Here is a 21,124-nt window from a genome sequence, read left to right as displayed (position 1 = left end):
TATCTAAAATCTATGTTAAATAAAAAAAGCTAGTACTAATTGTTCTTTTACAACTCTCTCGAAAACCTTACATTTGTTTCTTATTTAATTATGATTTAACGCTGAATGGAAATATTAATAAAAGCATCGCAATTTATACTAAGTTTATCTTTATTAATTGTTTTGCATGAATTAGGGCATTTTATCCCTGCAAAATTGTTTAAAACTAGAGTAGAAAAATTCTACTTATTCTTCGATTATAAATTCTCTATTTTCAAGAAAAAAATAGGAGAAACTGTTTACGGTATTGGCTGGATTCCGTTAGGAGGTTATGTAAAAATCTCTGGTATGATAGACGAAAGTATGGATACCGAACAAATGGCTTTGCCACCACAACCTTGGGAGTTTAGATCTAAACCTGCATGGCAACGTTTAATTATTATGCTTGGTGGTGTTTTTGTAAACTTTGTTTTAGGTATTTTTATTTACATAATGCTAATGTGGGCCTATGGTGAAAAATATTTACCAAACGAAAATGTAAAGGATGGTGTTTGGGTAGAAAATAAATTAGCAGAAAACTTAGGCTTACAAACCGGTGATAAAATTTTAACTGTTGATGGTCAAAAAGTAAAAAAATTCTCTGGATTATCTTTAGAATTCATCAACGGTAACACTTATCAAATAGAAAGAAACGGACAAGTTTTAGACAAGGAAATACCAGAAGATTTTATTTCTCAATTAATGGATCGAGGTAAAGATGCTGGTAATTTTTTAAATGTTAGATATCCTTTTGTAATTGCAAAAGTTCAAAAAGATTCTTTAAATGCAAATGCAAATATTTTACCAAAAGATATTGTTACAGCAATTAATGGCACATCAATTACTTATTATGATGAAGCTAAAAAAGAACTTGCAAAGTATAAAGGACAAGAGATTTCTTTAACAGTTAAAAGAAACAACGAAACAAAAGAAATACCCGTAAAAGTTTCTAACTACGGAAACTTAGGTGTAGTTTTTGGCGGAACCTCTTTTAAAGATTTAGAACGTTTAGGTTATTACGATTTAGAAGAAATAGAATATTCTTTTTCTGAGGCAATACCTGCTGGTTTAAACAAATCTTGGAAAACCCTAACAGATTATATAAAACAATTAAAAAAGATTTTTAACCCAAGTACTGGCGCTTATAAAGGTTTAGGTGGTTTTATTTCTATAGGAAGTATTTTTCCGGATACTTGGAGTGCACAATCTTTCTGGGAAATAACTGCTTTCTTATCTATTATGCTAGGTTTTATGAACCTTTTACCAATACCTGCCTTAGATGGTGGACATGTAGTTTTTACACTTTGGGAAATGATTACAGGTAGAAAACCAGGAGATAAATTCTTAGAATATGCACAAGTAGTTGGTTTTATTCTACTAATTGCATTATTACTTTTTGCAAACGGAAATGATATATTTAGACTCTTTAAGTAGCAAATTTAAAGAGTTAACTCATAAAAAAAGCTTCACAATTATTATAATTGTGAAGCTTTTTTTTTATAATCTGAAAGATCTATTTATCAAAGGAAACCAAGTATAACTCGTATTACACTTATCGCATGCGTAACCCTTTGTACCCGGAAAAAGTCTAGAAATGCCTTTTCTCTTCATTCTATGTCTAGATTCAGATTTACATTTTGGACATGCCTTCATAAATAAAAAGTTTAGTTAGTTTTCGCAATTTAGTAAAAACCTAAACATATAACAACAGGTAAAATCACCTTATTTAAAAGCCATTTAACTTATTAGTTCTTGTAATTGCTTTTTCATTCTTCCAATCTATCCATTTTTGCCCTTTAATTCGCCTCATTACATTATCTATTGTTCGCATTACAAACACATTGTAAATTGCCTTAGAAAGGTTTTTAGGCTTTCTTGCAATAGCTCTTAAACTCATAGAAAAACCTGGCGTTATGTATTTCATATAATGCCAATATCCTTCTGGCATGTATAGTACTTGCCCATGCTCTAAATGTGTAGTATAACCTTTCGCTTTCTTTAAAGCTGGCCATTTATCGAAATCTGGATTCGAAAAATCGATATCTTCTCTCACAATTAAAGAATGCGGAATTTTATACAAAAAATCATTTTGCTTTTGATCGAATAGAATTACTTCTTTTTTTCCTTCAAAATGAAAATGAAAAATATTAGCCAAATCGATGTCATAATGCATAAATGTATGCGAATTTGTACCACCAAAAAATAACATTGGTAAACCTTTCATCAAACGTAAACCAAAATCTGGAAACTTAAAATCTTTTTGTAAAACGGGTACTTCCTTCAAAATATTCCAAAGAAAAATTCTGAATTTGGTTGGTTCTCTTTTTAGCAAATCTACATATTCAGACATTTTCATTTTAGCATGCGGCTCGTTAAAGCCATCTTTAAAATCTACAGGTCTATCATCATATAAAGGCACTACTTTGTCTCCGGCAACTTGCTTCATATACTCTAAATTCCATTTAGAATATGCTGGCCAATCATTTACAAAATTCTCTATTACTACAGGTTTTTGTGGCTTAAAGTAATTTTTTATAAAGTCTTCTTTGGTTATTGTTTTTACCGTATCAATTTGAGATAAGTTTAAACTCATACTATTAAAAATTAAGCGGCAAAGTTAAGAAATTGTAAATTAATCGCTTTATTTAAAGGAAAAAACCGATCGTTTCAAAAAATGATGGTATTGGTAATTTCTATTGAATTCGAATGAATGACTTAATTTAATTTGTATCAAACTTTATTAATTAGCATCTGTTATTTACCGTTAACTTCAATTTATAAAAAAAACCTGTTTTTCAACAGGTTTTTTAATTTCATTAACTATAAAGTTCTACAATTTTTAAAAATTGTAACGCAAACCAAATAAAATGTTGCTTGGTGGCATTGGTAAAAAACCAGATTCTATATATTCTGCATCAAAAATATTATTTGCTGTAACTGTAAAGTTAAATTTATTTACTGCAACAATTACAGAAGCATCCCAAACATTATAACTTGGTCCTACGGTTCTATCTGCATGCTTGTAAATAATATTCTGACTTACATTTTTAAATAACCTTGTAGAAAAACGTGTTATAAATTGATGCTTTAAAGTGTTTAATCTATAACGAGACAAACTTCTGTTTTGATCATTTATATCATCTTCTATAAATGTGTACCCAAATGATAAATTCTGATCAAAATCTTTAATTTTAAATGTATAATTAGCGTTAAACTCTAAACCTTGCGTATTTACTTTAGCAATGTTTGTTGCCGTAAATTTGTTTTGAGCATCATTTTGTCTAATAAAATCTATGATATTATCAGAAGCTCTGGTAAATAAAGATAATGTTGCAAAAAAGTTATGATCAGTATATTTTAAACCAAACTCTTGCGCAATTGCTTCTTCTGGTTTTAAGTTAGGGTTTCCGGTTGTACTAGAGTCATTGTAATATAAATCTGTATACGTTGGTATTCTATACGTATAACCAATATTCCAATAATATTTAAACTTATCAGACAATTTTAACCCAATATCTAAACCAGGAAATGCATGAAATTTAAAGTCTGAAAAATAAGTTGCTGCTACACCCGGAGTAATATCTACAGCACCAAATTTAAAACGATGTTCTAAAAACACATTTGCCATTGTTCTGTTTCTTTTACCCAAGTTATTACTACTTATAAAAACTCTAGAAACATCTACACCAAAACCGGTAACCCCTAAATTAGACGTATAAGATGCATTTGTCTCTACACCAACTTTATTTGTAATATGCAGGTTTCTATAAAAATCTGGATCATCTCTTTTTAATAGAAAAATATCCTGACCTCTTCTCCAATAAATTCTTGGTGTAATTTTAAGATTTTCTGATTTAAAAGTTGTAGAAATTCCTAATAAACTATTCTGAGTTTCCTCATATTCATTTAAACCAAAAGCTTCTGGCGTGTAAAAGTTTTGCGCACCAAATTTTTTGTCGAAAAAAGTAGCTAAAACCTCGATTGGTTGATTGTTCTTATTAAAAACTCCTTTTAAGAAATAATTAAAATTATTGTAATCAGAATTTTCTCTATAACCATCTGATGTTAAAGCACCAACATGCGCAATAATCGATGTGTTTTCAAACTCTTTACCAACGGTTAAAGACCCGTTTAATTGCCCAAAAGAACCCGCTTCAACATTTAAAGAAGCCGTGTTTTTTAACCTTTTTTTAGTTACAATGTTTATAGCGCCGGTAAATGCATTTTGACCAAAAACCCTTGCAGCTGGTCCTTTAATAATCTCTATTCTTTCGATAACTTCGATAGGCAAAGCAGCATTTAACGTATGGTGACCTGTTTGCGCATCGTCCATTTTAATTCCGTCAATTAAAAGTAAAGTTTGATCAAAACCACCACCTCTAATGTATAAATCTGCTTGACTTCCTGCAGTTCCTCTTCTTCTAATATCTACACCAGCTACTTGTTGTAATAAATCTGCAACGTTTGTAGCTGCACTATTTTTTATAATTTCTGATGTTATGATATTTATAGTTCTAGAATTTTCTTTAAAAGGTAAATCGATTCTATTTGTTGTAATTACAACTTCTTTTAAAGTATCTCTTTGTGCCGTATTTTCTTGTGCTTTTACAGATATTGCACTTAAAACTAAAGCAAATAATAAGGTAAATTTAATTTTCATGAATAATGATTTTATTATGATGCAAAACTCGTAACTTTCACGACGATTAAACTAGTCCAGTTTTAAAATGAAAGATAGTCCGGTTAATACTCTTTTTAAAGAAACAATTAATTTTGATAAGTCTGCAGCACAACCTGTTTACATACAAGTTACGCAACAAATTATAAATGCAATTCAAAGAAAACATTTAAACAAAGGCACAGCATTACCTGGTACTAGAGTTTTAAGTAAACTTTTAAAAATCCATAGAAATACCGCAGTTGCTATTTATGATGAATTGGCATCACAAGGTTGGGTAGAAATTATTCCTAATAAAGGTACTTTTATATCTGCATCCGCAGTACAAAAAAGAAAAATAAAAGCGCCTGTACAAAACGGAAATGAAACATCTAATTATGCTACAAATGCTGGTTTTCCTTTTCAAAATTCTTTTCATTTAGCTTCTACTACCCAAACTACAAAAGCAAAGTATACTATTAACGATGGCAAACCAGATTTACGTTTGCATCCTGTACATCAATTTTCTAGATGGTATAGCGCAGCGATGAAACGTAAAACATTGATTAAAAAATGGAACAGATCAAACGAAATTTCATACTCTTTGTTTCAAACCGAATTGTGTAATTATTTAAATGCAACTAGAGATTTTTTTATCAAACCAGAAAACTTAATAAGTACTAGAAGTACAGAGATGAGTTTGTACATTGTTTCTCAACTTCTGATAAAACAAAACGATGTTGTTTTAGTAGGAAATCTTAGTAATTATGCTGCAAATATGATATTTCATCAAGCTGGTGCTGCTATTAAAACGATTCCTGTTGATAAAAACGGATTGGATGTAGATTATATTAGAAAACATTTTATAAAAAACAGCATAAGATGTGTATATGTTTGTGCGCATAGAGATTACCCAACAACAGTAACTTTAAGCGCAGAACGTCGTTTGGCATTACTTGCTTTAGCAAAAGAGTTTGGTTTTGCTATTATAGAAGATGATTACGAGTACGATTTTCAGTACGATGGCGTTGCAATGTTACCAATTGCAAGTGCAGACACAAACGGATTGGTCATTTATTTGGGTAAACTAGGTCAATCTTTATTTCCGAGTTTTCAAACCGGATTTATAGTTGCGCCAAAAAATGTCATTTCAGAAGCCAAAAACTACTTGCAATTATTAGACGAACAAGGCGATTTAATTCAGCAGCAAATGCTATCAGAATTAATTCACGAAGGCGAGATTCATCGTTTAATGAAAAAAAACATTGTAATCTATAAGCAAAGGCGAGATTCTTTGTCTAAACTACTCACCCAACACTTTTCTAAAATTGCAACATGGCAAATTCCTGATGGTGGTTTGGCTATTTGGTTGCAATTTAAAAAACATATTTCTCTTATAAAATTAGCAGAAGAAACACAAAAAAACGATTTATTTCTGCCCAAAACCATCTTATATCAAGATAAAAACACGTGTGCAATTCGGTTTGGTTTTGGACATCTAGAAAAAGAAGAAATGGTAATCGTCATCAAAAAATTAAAGCATGCTTACACAAAATTGGCATCCATTTCTTAAAAAAGATACAATCGTTTTTTAACAGATTAAGATATTAACAATCTTAATTTGAGCCTATTTTTTTTATAATTTTGTAACATGTTTGCGCTAATAGATTGTAATAATTTTTATGCTTCTTGTGAACGCGTTTTTAACCCGAATTTACAAGGAAAACCAGTTGCTATTTTAAGCAATAATGATGGTTGTGTTATTTCTATGAGCGACGAAGCCAAGAAATTGCAACTACCTTTTGGTGCGCCAATTTTTAAATGGGAACAATTTTGTAAAAGCAATAATATTACTGTTTTGTCTTCTAATTATCCGTTATACGGAGACATGAGTACGCGTGTTATGAATATTTTGGCGGGTTTTTCTCCGGATATAGAAGTGTATTCTATTGATGAGTCTTTTTTAGAATTAAAGGGTTTTGAAAATTACGATTTGTCTAACTACGCAACCAAAATGCGAAGTAAAATTTTAAAATGGACAGGAATACCTACTTGTGTAGGTATTGCGCCAACAAAAGCCCTTAGCAAAGTTGCCAATAAAATTGCGCGTTCTAACTTAAAACAGTCTAAAGGCATTTGTATTATCGATTCTGAAGAAAACAGAATTAAAGCGTTAAAATGGACTAAAATTGGCAATGTTTGGGGAATTGGAAGTCGCTTAAAAAAGCGTTTACAGGCAAAAGGCTGTGAAACTGCTTACGATTTTACACAACTACCAAGCGATTGGGTTTTAAAAAATTTTTCTATTGTAGAATGGCGTTTGCAAAAAGATTTACAAGGCATTTCTAAAATACCTTTAGAAGATGCTGTTACTTCTAAAAAGATGATTGCTACTACAAGAAGTTTCGAAAACACATATGCAGATCTAGAAAATATTACCGAACGTATTTCTACTTTTGCATCGAGTTGCGCTAAAAAATTACGCGAGCAAAATTCGAATTGTCATGTAATAACAGTATTTCTTAGAAGCAATCGTTTTGATAAAAATCAAGCGTATTTAAAAGAAAATAAAACAGTTTTTTTATCTTATCCAACAGATTCTACGTTAACAATTTCATCTGCAGCAATAGCCGCGGTAAAAACTATTTTTAAGAAGGATGTTAACTATAAAAAAGCTGGCGTAATTATTTCTGGCTTGGTACCTAACGATAATTTTCAGCTAAATTTATTTAGTCATGAAAACCCGAAACACAAACCACTAATGTCTGCAATAGACAATTTAAATAAGAAATTTAAAGGCGATAAAATTAAACTTGGCAATCAAGATTTAAACCGAACCTGGAAAATGAAACAAAATCGATTGTCTAAAAAATTTACCACCAATATTAACGAAGTTTTAATTGTAAAATAAACTCTTTAAAATTTAAAGAAATGTTTTAATTTGCAAAGTATTATGACAACATCTAAAAATCTTACTTTTTTTACACCAAAGGCTTCTTCTGGAGATGGCGCTGTTTTGGTTGATGTTGGCATTTCTGCTGGTTTTCCTTCGCCTGCAGACGATTTTAGAGAAACTAGAATTTCTTTAGATGATGAACTGATACAAAACAAAGACGCTACTTTTTTTGCTAAAGTAAAAGGACAATCTATGATTGATGCTGGTTTAGACGACAACGATTTATTAGTAATCGATAGAAGTTTAGAACCTGCCAATAACAAAATTGCGGTTTGCTTTTTAGATGGCGAATTTACCGTAAAACGTTTACGTGTAGAAAAAAACGAAGTTTGGTTACAACCAGAAAACCCTAATTACCCAATTATAAACATTACAGAAGATAACGATTTTGTTATCTGGGGAATTGTAACCAATGTTATAAAGAAAGTATAAATTTCTTCTCTCTCTTTTTTACTTCAGCTTAAAAAAGAATATCTTTATTTTTTAAAAAATTATATTACTATGGAAAATACGTTTGAAAACAAAACGATGTTAATTAATGCTACCGATTTAGATCGAGTAGAATTCTACAAAAAAACATATGCACACGTTGCTGGTGGCGTACTTTTATTTGTTTTATTTGAATATTTACTATTACAAAGCGATGCTATTGTAACCTTTATGATGTCTATGACACAAGGTTGGCGTTGGTTAATTATGTTGGGTGGTTTTATGCTGATTACAAATTATGCAGAAAGCACAGTTTTAAAAACTGCAGATAAAAACATACAATACATGGCCTATGCTTTGTATGTATTTGCACAAGCAATTATTTTTGTGCCATTATTGGCAATTGCCATTTATTATACAGAAAGTGAAGATTTAATACAACAAGCTGCATTAGTTACTTTAGCTTTATTTGCAGGTATTTCTGCAGTTGTTTTTCTAACTAAAAAAGACTTCTCTTTTCTTAGAACAGGTTTAACAATTGGCTTTTTTATAGCTTTAGGTTTAATTGTTGCAGGTTCGTTATTCGGTTTTAATTTAGGTTTATGGTTTTCTGTTGGAATGTGTGTTTTAGCTGGTGGCTCTATCCTATACCAAACATCTAACTTAATACACAAATTTGGTACAGAAGATTACATACCAGCTTCTTTAGGTTTATTTGCTTCTTTAATGCTACTTTTCTGGTACGTGTTGCAAATATTTATGTCTAGAGATTAAGATCCAATTCATTTAAAAAATTTTAGAAAAATCAGAAGTTTAAACTTCTGATTTTTTTTTATCCTAAAACAATAAAATTACTCTTTTTTAGTATTTTATTATTGTTTTTCAATAATTTTTATATATTTGGATTATCAAAAATATATGAAATAATGAAAAAACTTAATATTCTAAAAGCAATTGTAGATTTTCTTTGGATTTTTTCTATACCCATTGTGTTAATTATAATCGGCATATCAATTGCGGTTTTCTTTGTCGATTTAAACGATTTAAACATCAAAATAAACTCAATAGATTTTGATAACAATACGCCATTATCAAAAATATTACTTTCAATTGCTGCTTTAAATTATTTATTGATAATAGCTGCTTTGTATTTTTTTAGAAAAGTATTACACTTTTTTATAAGAGTAAAAATATTTGAAGAAACAGTTATAGCATCATTCAAAAAAATTGGAAACTTGTTAGCTATTTCTGGTATAATTTCTTTAGTAATTTCATTTATAAATAAGATTTACTTTCAGCAAAAAATATCTTTAGAATTTGGTTTAAATCAACACTTGGTAATTATTTGTTTAGGATTGTTCTTTTTAACACTAAGTGAAATTTTTAAAATTGCCAAAAACACAAAACTAGAAAACGATTTAACTATATAGTTTATGAAAGACACACAAGACTTAAAAAAAGGAATTAAAACATTTTCTTTCGTTTTTGCGTTTATTCTTTTTCTATATCCAATTAAAGCATTATTTGCTTATATGGAAAACGATTTCAGTTATTTAGGTATGGTAATTAATAACGCAAGTTCTAGTGTTATTTGGATAAAATTTGGTGTCAAATTTATAGCCAGTATTGTGTTTTTTATAGGTTTTTACAATTTGATAAAAACTCTAAATTTTAAAGACATTGAAAATATCTTTTCAATCGAAAAAATATTGCTGTTTAAAAAAACAGGTTTTTACTTTTTACGCGCCGCAGCAGTCGGTAGTTTAACAATTTTTGTAGATATTTTTGATGGTAAATTTGCCAGCTTAAAGATGAGTACAGACTTTATATTCATCTTATATTTTTCTATGATTATGGGTTTTTTCTTCTACATTTTTAGTAAAATATTAGAAAAAGCCAAAGAAGTAAAACAAGAAAACGATTTAACAATATAGTTTATGAAAAATATACAATTATTTAAAGGAATAGTGCTTTTCTTATTTATGATGGTACTTTTATGGTTTTTATTGGATAACGTCTTAACAATATCTGCACTAATTTTAGAAAAAGATGTTCTATTTTTAGGTTATTTTAATAACGAAGACACTCCTCTTTATTTAAAAATTTTAGTAATTATAAAGTTTTTTGCATTTAGTCTTTTTATTTATGGTGCTTCTTATTTAATTAGAATCTTGCTTATAAAAAACTTAACCGATTATTTTAATAATAATACTTTTTCCTTTCTTTTTAAAGCAGGCAAACTTATTGCGATATCTAATTTTATTTCATTTCTTTTAAGCTTTTCTATATTTTTTGTTGATTATAAGTATATAATTTACTTTAACGCAGACTCTAGATACTTATCTTTATTAATGATAATTTTCGGTTTCTTTTTAATTGTTTTTAGCAAGGTTTTAGTTGAAGGAAAAAAATTAAAACAAGAAAACGACCTAACAATATAAACATGGCAATTATTGTAAACTTAGATGTAATACTTGCCAAACGCAAAATGCGAAGTAAAGAATTGGCAGAAATAATTGGTATTACCACAGCAAACTTATCCATCTTAAAGTCTGGTAAAGCTAAAGCAGTTCGTTTTTCTACTTTAGAAGCTATTTGCAAGGCTTTAGATTGCCAACCTGCAGATATTTTAGAATATCAACAAGATTAAAAAAACATCTCGATACAATTTTGCAAAAAAGCAAAATCACTCGATGTGACAGGCTACAAGTTTAAAAAATCTAATTGTCAGTTCGAGTGATTTTTCTGACGAAGGAAGAAAAATTGTATCAAAAACTTATAAATTGAAATAAAAAAGCTCCGAATTTTCATTCGGAGCTTTTTAAAACATAAAAATAGAATTATCTATTCATTGGTTTATTTAAATTCATAAATAAAATATCTGTATCAGTAGCTTCTTTGCCTAACAAATACTTACTAAAATGATCTGCTCTTAACCAGAAAGAGTATTCTGTCATACTACCAAAACCATGTCTTTGTCCTGGCATAATCATAAATTTAAAACGTTTGTTTGCCTTAATTAATTCGTTTGCCATTCTTATAGTTCCTGCCGGATTTACGTTATTATCCATATCACCATGAATCAACATTAAATGTCCTTTAAGATTTTTTGCTAAAGATTGATTGTCATCAATTTTATATTTATGAGAAATTTTTCCTTTTGCATCTATTTCTTCTTTTACACCATGATGCGTTTCACTCCACCAAGAATTGTACACATTATTATCGTGATTTCCGGCTGATGAAACCGCCGCTTTAAAGAAATCTGGATATACCAACATTGCTGCAGTAGACATAAATCCACCACCAGAATGACCATAAATTCCTACTTTTTCAATATCGATAAACTTGTGTTTGTTAGCCAATTGCTGTGCAACATATTTTTTATCAGCCAAACCATAATCACGTAAATTACCGTAACCATAATTATGATACCATTTAGATCTATCTGGATGACCACCTCTGTTTCCTAAAGTAATTACAACAAAACCAACTTGGGCCATTCTATCTAAACGATCCATTCTGTAAGAAAAAGATTTGTTTACAGCTTCTGTTTGCGGCCCAGGATATACATATTCTAACAACGGATATACTTTTGTAGAATCCATATCAAAAGGCTTGTACATTACTCCGTAAATATCTGTAATTCCGTCATCTGCTTTTACTTTAAACGGTTCTGGAAATTTGTACCCAGATGCAAATAATTGCGATAAATCTGCCGTTTCTAAATCCATAACTTTACGCCCGTTTGCGTCTCTAAGTTCAGATTTTGGCACAGTATTTACCCTCGAATAATTACTCACAAAATATTTATTAGAATCTGCCATAGAAGTAGTTGCTGTAAAATCTCCAGCATCTAATGTTTTCATTCCAGACCCGTTTAAATTAATTTTATAAGTATGTAAATAATAAGGATCTTGTTTTTTATTAACACCGTTTGCAGTAAAATAAAGTGTTCTTGTTTTTTCATCTAAACCAGCAAAACCATCTACATGATAATCTCCTTCTGTCACTTGATTTTTTAAGTTTCCTTCAGAATCATATAAGTAAAAATGCGCCCAACCATCTCGTTCTGCCCAATGTAACATTTCTTTTTCGTTGTTTAACAAAATTAACGGACGAGACTCGATATATGTATTAAAACGTTCTTCTATTAACGTTTTATATTCTCCTGTATTAAGATCTGCAACATTAATATCATACTTTTTGCGATCTCTAGAAATTACACTAAAATATATTTTTCCTTTTTTTGATAAAAGCAAAGAAGGTCTAAAATCATCATCTCTACTAGATTGTTTTCTAGGTGCTCTAAACACAGAAATACTTTGTTGACGTACTGTATCTAAAGGAACTTTTATGTGAGATTTTGAAGGAATATCAAAAATTAATAATTCAGATTTATAATATTCTTGTTCTCCTGGCATGTGGTATTTATAGGTTTCTAAAGTTGGTCTTTTTTTACCTGTAGAATTAATTACCCATAAATCTTTAATATGTCTAGAGTCAGATTTTTGAAATACAAACTTTTTAGAATCGTGAGACCAAGTTCCCCAAACACCTTTACGCTTGTCTTTGTTTTTTTCTTTATCTACATTATCTTCTCTAGAACCACCGCCGTATCCGTAGTTTTCTTCTCCGTCTTTAGTCCATTGATTTTCTACAACCGTACTATCTTTTTCATCTTTAATAAACTTTTTAAAGTTTACTTTATCCATCCAGTACAAATTGTAATTTTTAGAATATAAAACGATAGAACTATCTGGTGCTACATTTGCCCATCTTAACCAAGGTTTTTTTTCTTCCTTTTTAGTATTGATTATTGTCAAACCGTTTCCGCCTAACTTATATTCTAAATAATAAGTTTTCTTCTCCATTTTAGGCTTTTTCTTTTTAGCCTTTTTACTCGATGTAGAATCTTTCTTTTCTTCTTTTTTATCTTCGACAACGGCAACTTCTTCTGTAGATTTTACTCTAAAACGAATTGCATTTTCTGCTTTGTTAAATTTAAATCTAAAACGAGGTAAATGTTTTGCATCGTATGGGTCTTTGGTAATTTCTGTTAACCATTTTGCCATTTTAACATTATCGAAAAGTAGTTGCTTCGATTTTCTATCTGCATCTACTAAGTAATAATTAGAGCCTTCTGATGTTTTGTAAGAATACCAAAAACGGTTTCCTTTTTTTAACCAATGCGGACTAACATTTGTAGAATGCACCATTTTCGCTAAGTTTTTTGGCGAATATTTTGCTGCTGCTCTATAATTTGGTTCAGGGGTTTCTTGTGCAGTTATTGCTATTGTAGCAAATAATGACAAGAATAAGAGTAGAATGTTTTTCATCTGTAAGAGAATTTAATTAGTTCTTGTAAAGTTCTCTAAAACAAACTATCTCGCAAATTTTTAAGATTTTTTTATAAAATATTTAACAAAAATATATTAAAAACGATCTTTTTTAAAAGCGAATTCTATTTTTAATCGAATTAATTGAAAAAATCGTAAAACAACTTGGTTGTATTTAAAGTTAAATAAACTGTCTATTAAAACGTCTGTACTAAAGTTTTCATGAAAAAATTGCACCCTATTTTCTATCTGAATATCAGTATATTTACTGTACATTCTTTGACTAGAAACCTCGCTTAAACGCCATTTAAAGAGTTTTCTTCTACGCCATTTTTTTCGATAATTATCAAAGTTTGTTGTGCCTTTTACCAAATATTCATCAATATAAACACATGCTAAATCTGCACTTTGCATTGCATATCTAATTCCTTCACCACCTCTTGGATTTATTGCAGAAACAGAATCGCCCACTGCAATTACTTTATTATTGTAGAATTTATCTTTTAAACCTTCAGAATATCTTAAAATACCACCATGAACATCTAATAATTTATAAGTATCACACTTTAAATATTCTTTAATAATTTGTTCGGTAATTTTCTTAGTAGTTTTATCTGTATTTTCTTGATTAAGAGATTTTAAATGTGTTTTTCCTGCACCAACTTTTAAGATATTTTGCTCCATCGGAAAAATCCAAGAATATCCTTTAATTGCCCATTTATGTCCTAAAAAAAAGACCAATTGATCTTTGTATTTCTCATAAATCTCTGGCGCAACTTCTATTAAATATTCTGTACCGCTACCCAAATTCATTATTGGTTGTACTTCTTTATCATCGTACATTACCTTTCTAAGTGGCCCTGTAGCATCTACAACTAATTTACTTTCTACCTCTATAATCTCTGTAGACTTCGCTTTTTGTAAAGAAACAATTACAGATTTTTCATTTACTTTTTTACTGATGTATTTATAGCCTGTTAAAACTTCTCCGCCAAAACTCTTTGCATCATCAGCTAAAAATTGTTTTAATTTTCCGTAATCTAAAACAACACCTTTGTTTTTATTTCCTTTCCAGAAATAACTGTTTTTTGTACACTGAATGGTAATATTTTTCCAGTAAGCACCAATAACTTTGTTTGGTAAATCAAATTCTTTTAAAGGCGCTAATGTCATACCAGCGCTAGAAAAATTATTATCCAAAAAAGAAGGAAAGCGCTCTACTAATAAAATTTTATGTCCTTTTTTGGCTAAATTTCTTGCAACTTGCCCTCCTGCCGGACCACCACCAATTACAACTACATCGTATTTCTGCATCATAAAATTAATTCAAATTACGTTTCTGAATAAAAAATCGTTTTAAAATCTGTGCACAATCATTCTCTAAAATTCCTGCTACAATTTCTGTCTTTGGATGCAATTTTGTTCCTAAATTTCTAAAACCTCTTTCGGGTTCTGATGCACCGTAAACAATCTTTCCTAATTGTGCCCAATAACTTGCTCCTGCACACATTTGGCAAGGTTCTAGCGTAACATATAATACACAATCTTTTAAGTATTTTCCTCCTATAAAATCTGCGGCAGCTGTAAATGCTTGCATTTCTGCGTGTGCTGTTACATCGTTTAACGTTTCTGTTAAATTATGCGCTCTTGCAATTATTTGATTTTTAAAAACAACAATTGCACCAACAGGAACTTCACCTTTATCAAAAGCAAATTCTGCTTCTTGTAAGGCTTTCTTCATAAAATAAACATCGTCGAAAGGTTGTATCATTTTTTGAAATATAAAAATCAATATTACAAAAAGTTAAATTGTATTTTTGCATTCTCATGACAAATTTGTTAGACAACATATCAAACCCAAAAGATTTACGCAAATTAAATCCAAATCAGTTACCGCAACTTGCAAAAGAATTAAGAGCGTTTATTATTGATATTGTTGCTACAAAAGAAGGGCATCTTGGTGCTAGTTTAGGCGTTGTAGAATTAACTATTGCTTTGCATTATTTATTTGAAACTCCAGACGATTTATTAGTTTGGGATGTTGGGCATCAAGCATATGGTCATAAGATTTTAACCGGAAGAAAAGAAGTATTTCACACGAATAGACAATTTGGCGGAATTGCTGGTTTTCCTGCTAGAAAAGAAAGTGAATTTGATACTTTTGGTGTTGGGCATTCTTCAACATCAATTTCTGCTGCTTTGGGAATGGCAATAGCATCCAACTTAAAAAATGAAACAGAAAGACATCATATTGCCGTAATTGGTGATGCTTCTATTGCTAGCGGAATGGCTTTTGAAGCTTTAAACCACGCTGGTGTTTCTAATGCTAATTTATTAATCATATTAAACGACAATGCAATTGGTATTGATCCTGCTGTTGGGGCTTTAAAAGAATACTTAACAAAAGTAAAAAGTGATAAAAAATTAGCGGCTCAAAATAACATCATCAAAGCTTTAAACTTCGATTATTCTGGACCAATTGACGGACACGATTTACCTAAGATTTTAAAGGAATTAGAGCGCTTGAAATCTGTTAAAGGTCCAAAATTTTTACATGTTATTACCACAAAAGGAAAAGGTTTAAAAAAGGCCGAAGAAGACCAAGTAACGTACCATGCGCCTGGAAAATTTGATAAAATTTCTGGAGAAAGAATTAAAAAGGAAAAAAGCTTGTATACCAAATATCAAGATGTATTTGGACAAACGATTGTAGAACTAGCAGATAAAAATTCACGAATTGTTGGTATTACACCTGCCATGTTAACGGGTAGTTCTTTAAAGTTAATGTTAGAAAAACACCCTAACAGAACTTTTGATGTTGGTATTGCAGAACAACATGCAGTAACATTGGCTGCAGGTATGGCAACTCAAAATTTAATACCATATTGTAATATCTATTCTACATTTTTGCAACGTGCTTACGACCAAGTAATACATGACGTAGCTTTGCAAAATTTACCGGTTATTTTTTGCTTAGATAGAGCTGGTTTAGTTGGTGAAGATGGTGCAACGCATCACGGTGTTTTCGATTTAGCTTATCTACGTTTAATTCCGAATTTAATTATTTTTGCACCAAGAAATGAAATTGAATTAAGAAATATTTTATATACCGCTCAGTTAGGGTTACAAAAACCAATTGCAATTCGTTATCCTAGAGGAACTGGTAATATTATTGACTGGAAACAACATTTCGAAAAAATTGAAATTGCTAAAAGTCTTTGTTTACAAAAGGGAAATAAAACGGCTATTTTGTCTGTTGGCACAATTGCTGAAAATATTTCTGAAGCTTTAAAATCGGTAGATTCTCCTTCTGATTTTTCTCATTTTGATATGCGATTTGTTAAACCATTAGATGAAAATAGTTTGCATAAAATAGCTAAAACGCATCAGAATATTTATACTATCGAAGATGGAACAGTAAAAGGAGGTTTTGGAACTGCTATTTTAGAATTTATGGCAGAAAATGGATATCAAAATAAAGTAGAAATACTTGGTATACCAGATGATTTTATTGAACATGGTAGTGTAACAAAGCTACAACAAACACTTAATTTAGATGTTGATAGTTTAATTTCTAGATTTAATAGAGCATAAAAAACGGCACTAAAATTAGTGCCGTTTTTTGAATTATAAACTTTATAAAATTATTCTATTATAATTTTTCTCGAAGATTTGTTATTGTTCTTATCTACTAAATTTACAATATAAATTCCTGAATTAATATTTAATGAAATTGGTTGTTTTTCATTGACACTAAAATCTAAACTAGAATTATAAACTTGTCTTCCGGCAGTATCAAAAATATTTATTTTCACTTTACCTAAAGTGTTTTTAGCAAATACTGTAATATCTCCTTTAGAAACTGTAGGGTAAACAGTAAAAGCTTTGTCTTTATTTAACACATCTGCAACAGAAGCTGTGTTATCAGTAAAGTTAGCTGTAAACATTCCTCTACCATGTGTAGCTGCTAAGATTAAATTATCTGAAGCTCTATACTGTAGCATATCTACTCTAACATTTCCCATTCCAGAAGATGCAGGTTCCCAAACAACTGTTTCTGCGGTTACATCGCTTGTTTTCCATATTCCTGCTTCAGTAGCTAATAGTACCTCTTTTCTATCTAAAGGATTGAATAAAGACCATCTTACAGGAATATCTGGCAGGTTACCTTCAACATCTGTCCAGTTATCTCCACCATCATTAGTGTACCAAACACTTTTTACTCCGTAATTAGAATATGTTAGTAGGATTTCATCATCCGAAGCACCTAGTTCTACACACGAAACAGAACCTGTAATAGATGGTGTTCCTAAAGTTTTTGAGGTATCATCATTTGCATTAATGTAAACAACTCTTCCATCTTGAGTTCCTAAAAAAACCTTTCTATCAGATTTGTTATGTGATGAAACTCTAATATGTGTAACATCTATATCAAACAAAAAAGGAACAACAATCGTATCTCTAGTTATAAAACTTTGATTTTGATAATCAGGATTTAATATTGCTCTAGTGATAGAACTATCTTCATTAAAAGAATAAAAAATATTGTTTTCACTGTCATAATCAGCAGGGTTTATAAAACTTGCATTTCGATTGTCAACCAATGTTGTAACTCTTGGTGTAGTTTCGGAATTAGAAAAATCATATAAATAAAAATTATTGTTCTGTGTTGAAGCAATATAATATAAACCTCTTTGAGTATTAACCGCAGTTTGATCAATAAAACTTAAGCCTCCGTCACCACCTAATAACTCTGTAGAATTACTTAAGCCAGATTCAAATAAATAATTAGTACCATTGTCTTGAGCACCACCTAAAAAAGCGTTTGTGTTTACTGGATCAATCGCACCAGAATAAAATTGGGTAACATTAAAATCTAAATTTCTAGCCTCTAAACTACCAAATGGTAAGTCTGATGATCTTTTTCCATAAAATATACCTCCATCAGTTGAAAAAATAATCCCGTCAGTATTTGGTCTAAAAGCAATATTGTGTTGATCAGCATGAACAAACTTCACTGAGTTATCTCTATCTAAATCCCAACTAGAGACTTTAAACCAGAAATCACCTCCATTTCGACTTTTAAAAATATTAATACCACCTACATAAACTTCATCTTCATTTGTTGGGTTAACTTGAATTATTAAATCATACCATGCCTGCCCTCTTGTAAAATCACTATCTGGTATCGATGAATCTCCAGAATCTTTTGGAGTGTTAGACAATGACTCCCATGTATTTCCTGAATTTGTAGTTTTTACAATCTCGCCCAATCTACTAGCACTTGCAATCATTGCATAAACTACATTAGAGTTTGATTGAGCAACTGCTAAATCAACTCTTCCTAATGAAGATAATGAAGACCTATACCTTTGGGTAAAGGTTAATCCGTTAGTAGATGAATAAATTGTTCCGGATGAATCACCTAACCAAATTGTGTTATCCGAAGCTAATTCTAAATCTCTATAAGCTCCAGAAGATTCTCTATTCCATGTTAAACCACCATCTGCAGATCTAAAAATACCAGAACCTTGACCACCATCTAAATCTTGCATTGCCGCATAAACAACTCCAACTCCAGCTTCATTTCTAACTATCAAATCATAAACATATTCAAAGCCCGATGTTGTTGCTAAATTATCCCACGTTATACCACCATCTGTTGTTTTCCAAATTCCTGCGCCATTTACTGCATCTACATTTCCCCAACCTTCGCCGGTACCAACATAAAATATATTATTCTGAACTGGATCATAAGCCATTGCAGAAATAGCAAAATTTGACATATCAGAATTCACCATAGTCCAAGGTGAATTTTCATCTGTAATATCTTCGTTTTTCCAAATTCCACCGCTTACACCACCTGCAAATACACGCTTACTTTCTGCATCATTTGGGTCAAACATCATTGCTCTAACTCTTCCTGCTACTGTTTTTGGACCTCTAGATTCCCAATTCAAAGTTGCTGTAGATTTAGAACTAGCTTCTTGTTTTACCTTTTTACCATATTTTAAAGCCTTTACCAATCTATCTTGATGTAACTTTTTAGTATTAGGATCCATAGTTCTTAAAAAGTCTTGCTCAAAAGCTAAATCTGGTCGATCTTTTTTCGGCATTGCCTTAATCTCTTCTTTTGTTAAAGGAGCTCTTTTAGCATATGGATGATTCGCCAAGTACTCGGCATATTCTTTTTGTTTTTTTTCAAACTCTGTTTCTGAGTTATAATTTACTAAAAGAACAGTTATAATGGCTATAATTGCCAAAATAGAAAAAGATAATTTTTTATTCATATTTATAATTTCTTTAAAAAAGTCATCAAATTTAGTGATTATTAATAGCTTTATATAATATTACCGGTTAATTTTTTATGCATTCGTATGGCATAACTATCTGATATTCTAGAAACATAACTACAAACCTGCATTATCCTATCATACAAGTTTGATGTTTCTGTTTTGTATTCTTCTGGTAATAAATTTAAAACCAAGTTGTCAAAATTTGATGAACAACCTTCAAACTTATTATTTAATGCTGTTACAAAAACATCTAATAAGTCTGCAATAATTCTATAACCAGCAACTTCTTTTTCTATGACTTCTGTGCTTTTGTAAATTTTAGAAACACTTATTTTAATTATGTCGTTAATTTGAGCCTCAAACTTACACTTGTCTAATAAAGATTTTTCGAAAGTACCGTTTAAAATTGCTTCTTCGTTGTCTAAAAAGATTGTTACTGCTTCATTAATTAAAACACCAATTGCTAAAGCTCTTAAATAACTAACTCTATCAGTTTTATGTTGTAAAGAATGATACTTTTTGATATCGATTGTATCTTTTACCAATTTAATCATGTATTCTAAAGCAAATTCTTCGTCTATTAAACCAAGATTTATTCCGTCTTCAAAATCTATAATTGTATAGCAAATATCATCTGCAGCTTCAACTAAATAAGCTAAAGGATGTCTATAAAAAGAAATACCCTCAGATTTTTTTTCGAGCATTCCTAAATCTTTTACTACATCTAAAAATGCTTCTTTTTCTGATTGAAAAAAGCCATATTTTTTATCTACAATATGATTAGTTGGCTTTTTAGGGAGACTTTCTTTAGGATATTTTAAAAACGCGCCCAAGGTTGCATAACTTAATCTTAAACCACCAGAAATTCCTTTTCTAGATTCGGTTAAAATTTTAAATCCGTTTGCATTTCCTTCAAAATCAATTAAATCTTGATATTCTTTATCGGTTAGTTCATTTTTATATTTTACACCTTTACCCGTTTTAAAATACTCGCCAATTGCTTTTTCTCCTGAATGACCAAATGGCGGATTCCCGATATCGTGCATAACAGAAGCTGCGGCAGTTATTGCGCCAAAATCGTTAAACGTATAACCTAAATCTACCAAGTTAGGATGACGTTCTAACAACGCTTTACCAACTCTTCTACCAAGTGTTCTACCAACCACAGAAACCTCTAAACTATGGGTTAAGCGCGTGTGTACAAAGTCTGTTTCAGATAACGGAATTACTTGTGTTTTGTCTTGTAAACTTCTAAATGCAGATGAAAAAATAATTCTGTCAAAATCTACATCAAAACCTAATCGTGTTTCATCTTGTGCAATTCTTGGTCTTTTTTGAGTATCGCCAAAGCGTTTTAAAGAAAGGAGTTGTTCCCAGTTCATCATAATTATAAAATATTTTCGAAATTAAACAAAAAAGAAAAAAGAGA

At 30.3% G+C, this 21,124-nt stretch carries 17 protein-coding genes; 10 read left to right on the top strand and 7 right to left on the bottom strand.

From position 1 onward, the window contains the following. The first annotated feature begins 105 nt into the window (after positions 1-105). The gene (gene rseP / locus B5464_RS07825) at positions 106-1,452 is read left to right on the top strand and encodes an RIP metalloprotease RseP (RefSeq protein ID WP_077810828.1); all 1,347 of its coding nucleotides are present in this window, start codon (positions 106-108) and stop codon (positions 1,450-1,452) included. 292 nt (positions 1,453-1,744) lie between these two features. On the opposite strand, the gene B5464_RS07820 is transcribed toward rseP, so the two are convergent. Both B5464_RS07820 and B5464_RS07815 read right to left on the bottom strand, forming a co-directional pair. Next, positions 1,745-2,611, bottom strand: coding sequence for a cupin-like domain-containing protein (locus tag B5464_RS07820; protein ID WP_079737926.1), 867 nt, complete (start codon positions 2,609-2,611; stop codon positions 1,745-1,747). Between the two features lie 246 nt (positions 2,612-2,857). Further along, complete coding sequence (locus tag B5464_RS07815) at positions 2,858-4,678, bottom strand: TonB-dependent siderophore receptor (protein ID WP_079737925.1); 1,821 nt, start codon at positions 4,676-4,678, stop codon at positions 2,858-2,860. Between the two features lie 67 nt (positions 4,679-4,745). On the opposite strand from B5464_RS07815, the gene B5464_RS07810 reads away from it, so the two are divergent. The 8 genes from B5464_RS07810 to B5464_RS07775 all read left to right on the top strand — a co-directional run bounded on the left by B5464_RS07810 (position 4,746) and on the right by B5464_RS07775 (position 10,710). Further along, positions 4,746-6,248 carry a PLP-dependent aminotransferase family protein gene (locus B5464_RS07810; protein ID WP_079737924.1) on the top strand — a complete coding sequence of 501 codons (1,503 nt, stop codon included), beginning with the start codon at positions 4,746-4,748 and terminating at the stop codon, positions 6,246-6,248. A 78-nt stretch (positions 6,249-6,326) separates the two neighbouring features. Next, the gene (locus tag B5464_RS07805) at positions 6,327-7,586 is read left to right on the top strand and encodes a Y-family DNA polymerase (RefSeq protein ID WP_079737923.1); all 1,260 of its coding nucleotides are present in this window, start codon (positions 6,327-6,329) and stop codon (positions 7,584-7,586) included. A 42-nt stretch (positions 7,587-7,628) separates the two neighbouring features. After that, a complete protein-coding gene (locus B5464_RS07800) occupies positions 7,629-8,063 on the top strand; it encodes a LexA family transcriptional regulator (RefSeq protein WP_077810823.1) in 435 nt (144 codons plus the stop codon). Between the two features lie 69 nt (positions 8,064-8,132). Next, complete coding sequence (locus B5464_RS07795) at positions 8,133-8,834, top strand: Bax inhibitor-1 family protein (RefSeq protein WP_077810822.1); 702 nt, start codon at positions 8,133-8,135, stop codon at positions 8,832-8,834. Between the two features lie 152 nt (positions 8,835-8,986). Further along, positions 8,987-9,490 carry a DUF2975 domain-containing protein gene (locus B5464_RS07790; RefSeq protein WP_079737922.1) on the top strand — a complete coding sequence of 168 codons (504 nt, stop codon included), beginning with the start codon at positions 8,987-8,989 and terminating at the stop codon, positions 9,488-9,490. Between the two features lie 3 nt (positions 9,491-9,493). Continuing rightward, positions 9,494-9,994 carry a DUF2975 domain-containing protein gene (locus tag B5464_RS07785; protein ID WP_079737921.1) on the top strand — a complete coding sequence of 167 codons (501 nt, stop codon included), beginning with the start codon at positions 9,494-9,496 and terminating at the stop codon, positions 9,992-9,994. 3 nt (positions 9,995-9,997) lie between these two features. Further along, positions 9,998-10,501 carry a DUF2975 domain-containing protein gene (locus B5464_RS07780; protein ID WP_079737920.1) on the top strand — a complete coding sequence of 168 codons (504 nt, stop codon included), beginning with the start codon at positions 9,998-10,000 and terminating at the stop codon, positions 10,499-10,501. A 2-nt stretch (positions 10,502-10,503) separates the two neighbouring features. Continuing rightward, entirely contained in the window at positions 10,504-10,710 is a 207-nt protein-coding gene (locus B5464_RS07775; RefSeq protein WP_079737919.1) for a helix-turn-helix transcriptional regulator, read from the top strand. Between the two features lie 190 nt (positions 10,711-10,900). On the opposite strand, the gene B5464_RS07770 is transcribed toward B5464_RS07775, so the two are convergent. The 3 genes from B5464_RS07770 to B5464_RS07760 all read right to left on the bottom strand — a co-directional run bounded on the left by B5464_RS07770 (position 10,901) and on the right by B5464_RS07760 (position 15,170). Then, on the bottom strand, positions 10,901-13,399 hold the full coding sequence (locus B5464_RS07770; RefSeq protein WP_079737918.1) for a DPP IV N-terminal domain-containing protein: 2,499 nt from the start codon (positions 13,397-13,399) through the stop codon (positions 10,901-10,903). Between the two features lie 96 nt (positions 13,400-13,495). Then, entirely contained in the window at positions 13,496-14,716 is a 1,221-nt protein-coding gene (locus tag B5464_RS07765; RefSeq protein WP_079737917.1) for an NAD(P)/FAD-dependent oxidoreductase, read from the bottom strand. A 4-nt stretch (positions 14,717-14,720) separates the two neighbouring features. Next, the gene (locus B5464_RS07760) at positions 14,721-15,170 is read right to left on the bottom strand and encodes a nucleoside deaminase (RefSeq protein WP_079737916.1); all 450 of its coding nucleotides are present in this window, start codon (positions 15,168-15,170) and stop codon (positions 14,721-14,723) included. Positions 15,171-15,226: 56 nt separating this feature from the next. Between B5464_RS07760 and B5464_RS07755 the strand changes: the two genes are divergently transcribed. Continuing rightward, positions 15,227-16,993, top strand: a complete 1,767-nt coding sequence (locus B5464_RS07755) for a 1-deoxy-D-xylulose-5-phosphate synthase (protein WP_079737915.1) — start codon at positions 15,227-15,229, stop codon at positions 16,991-16,993. Between the two features lie 50 nt (positions 16,994-17,043). Here B5464_RS07755 and B5464_RS07750 read toward each other — a convergent pair whose 3' ends face one another. Further along, entirely contained in the window at positions 17,044-19,689 is a 2,646-nt protein-coding gene (locus B5464_RS07750) for a T9SS type A sorting domain-containing protein (RefSeq protein ID WP_079737914.1), read from the bottom strand. Positions 19,690-19,739: 50 nt separating this feature from the next. Continuing rightward, complete coding sequence (locus B5464_RS07745; protein ID WP_079737913.1) at positions 19,740-21,077, bottom strand: deoxyguanosinetriphosphate triphosphohydrolase; 1,338 nt, start codon at positions 21,075-21,077, stop codon at positions 19,740-19,742. Positions 21,078-21,124: the final 47 nt, after the last annotated feature.

Origin of the sequence: Polaribacter sp. KT 15 (genome assembly GCF_900143115.1) — a bacterium.
Taxonomy (GTDB): Bacteria; Bacteroidota; Bacteroidia; order Flavobacteriales; family Flavobacteriaceae; genus Polaribacter; species Polaribacter marinaquae.
This window is presented reverse-complemented; position numbering and strand designations above follow the sequence as displayed.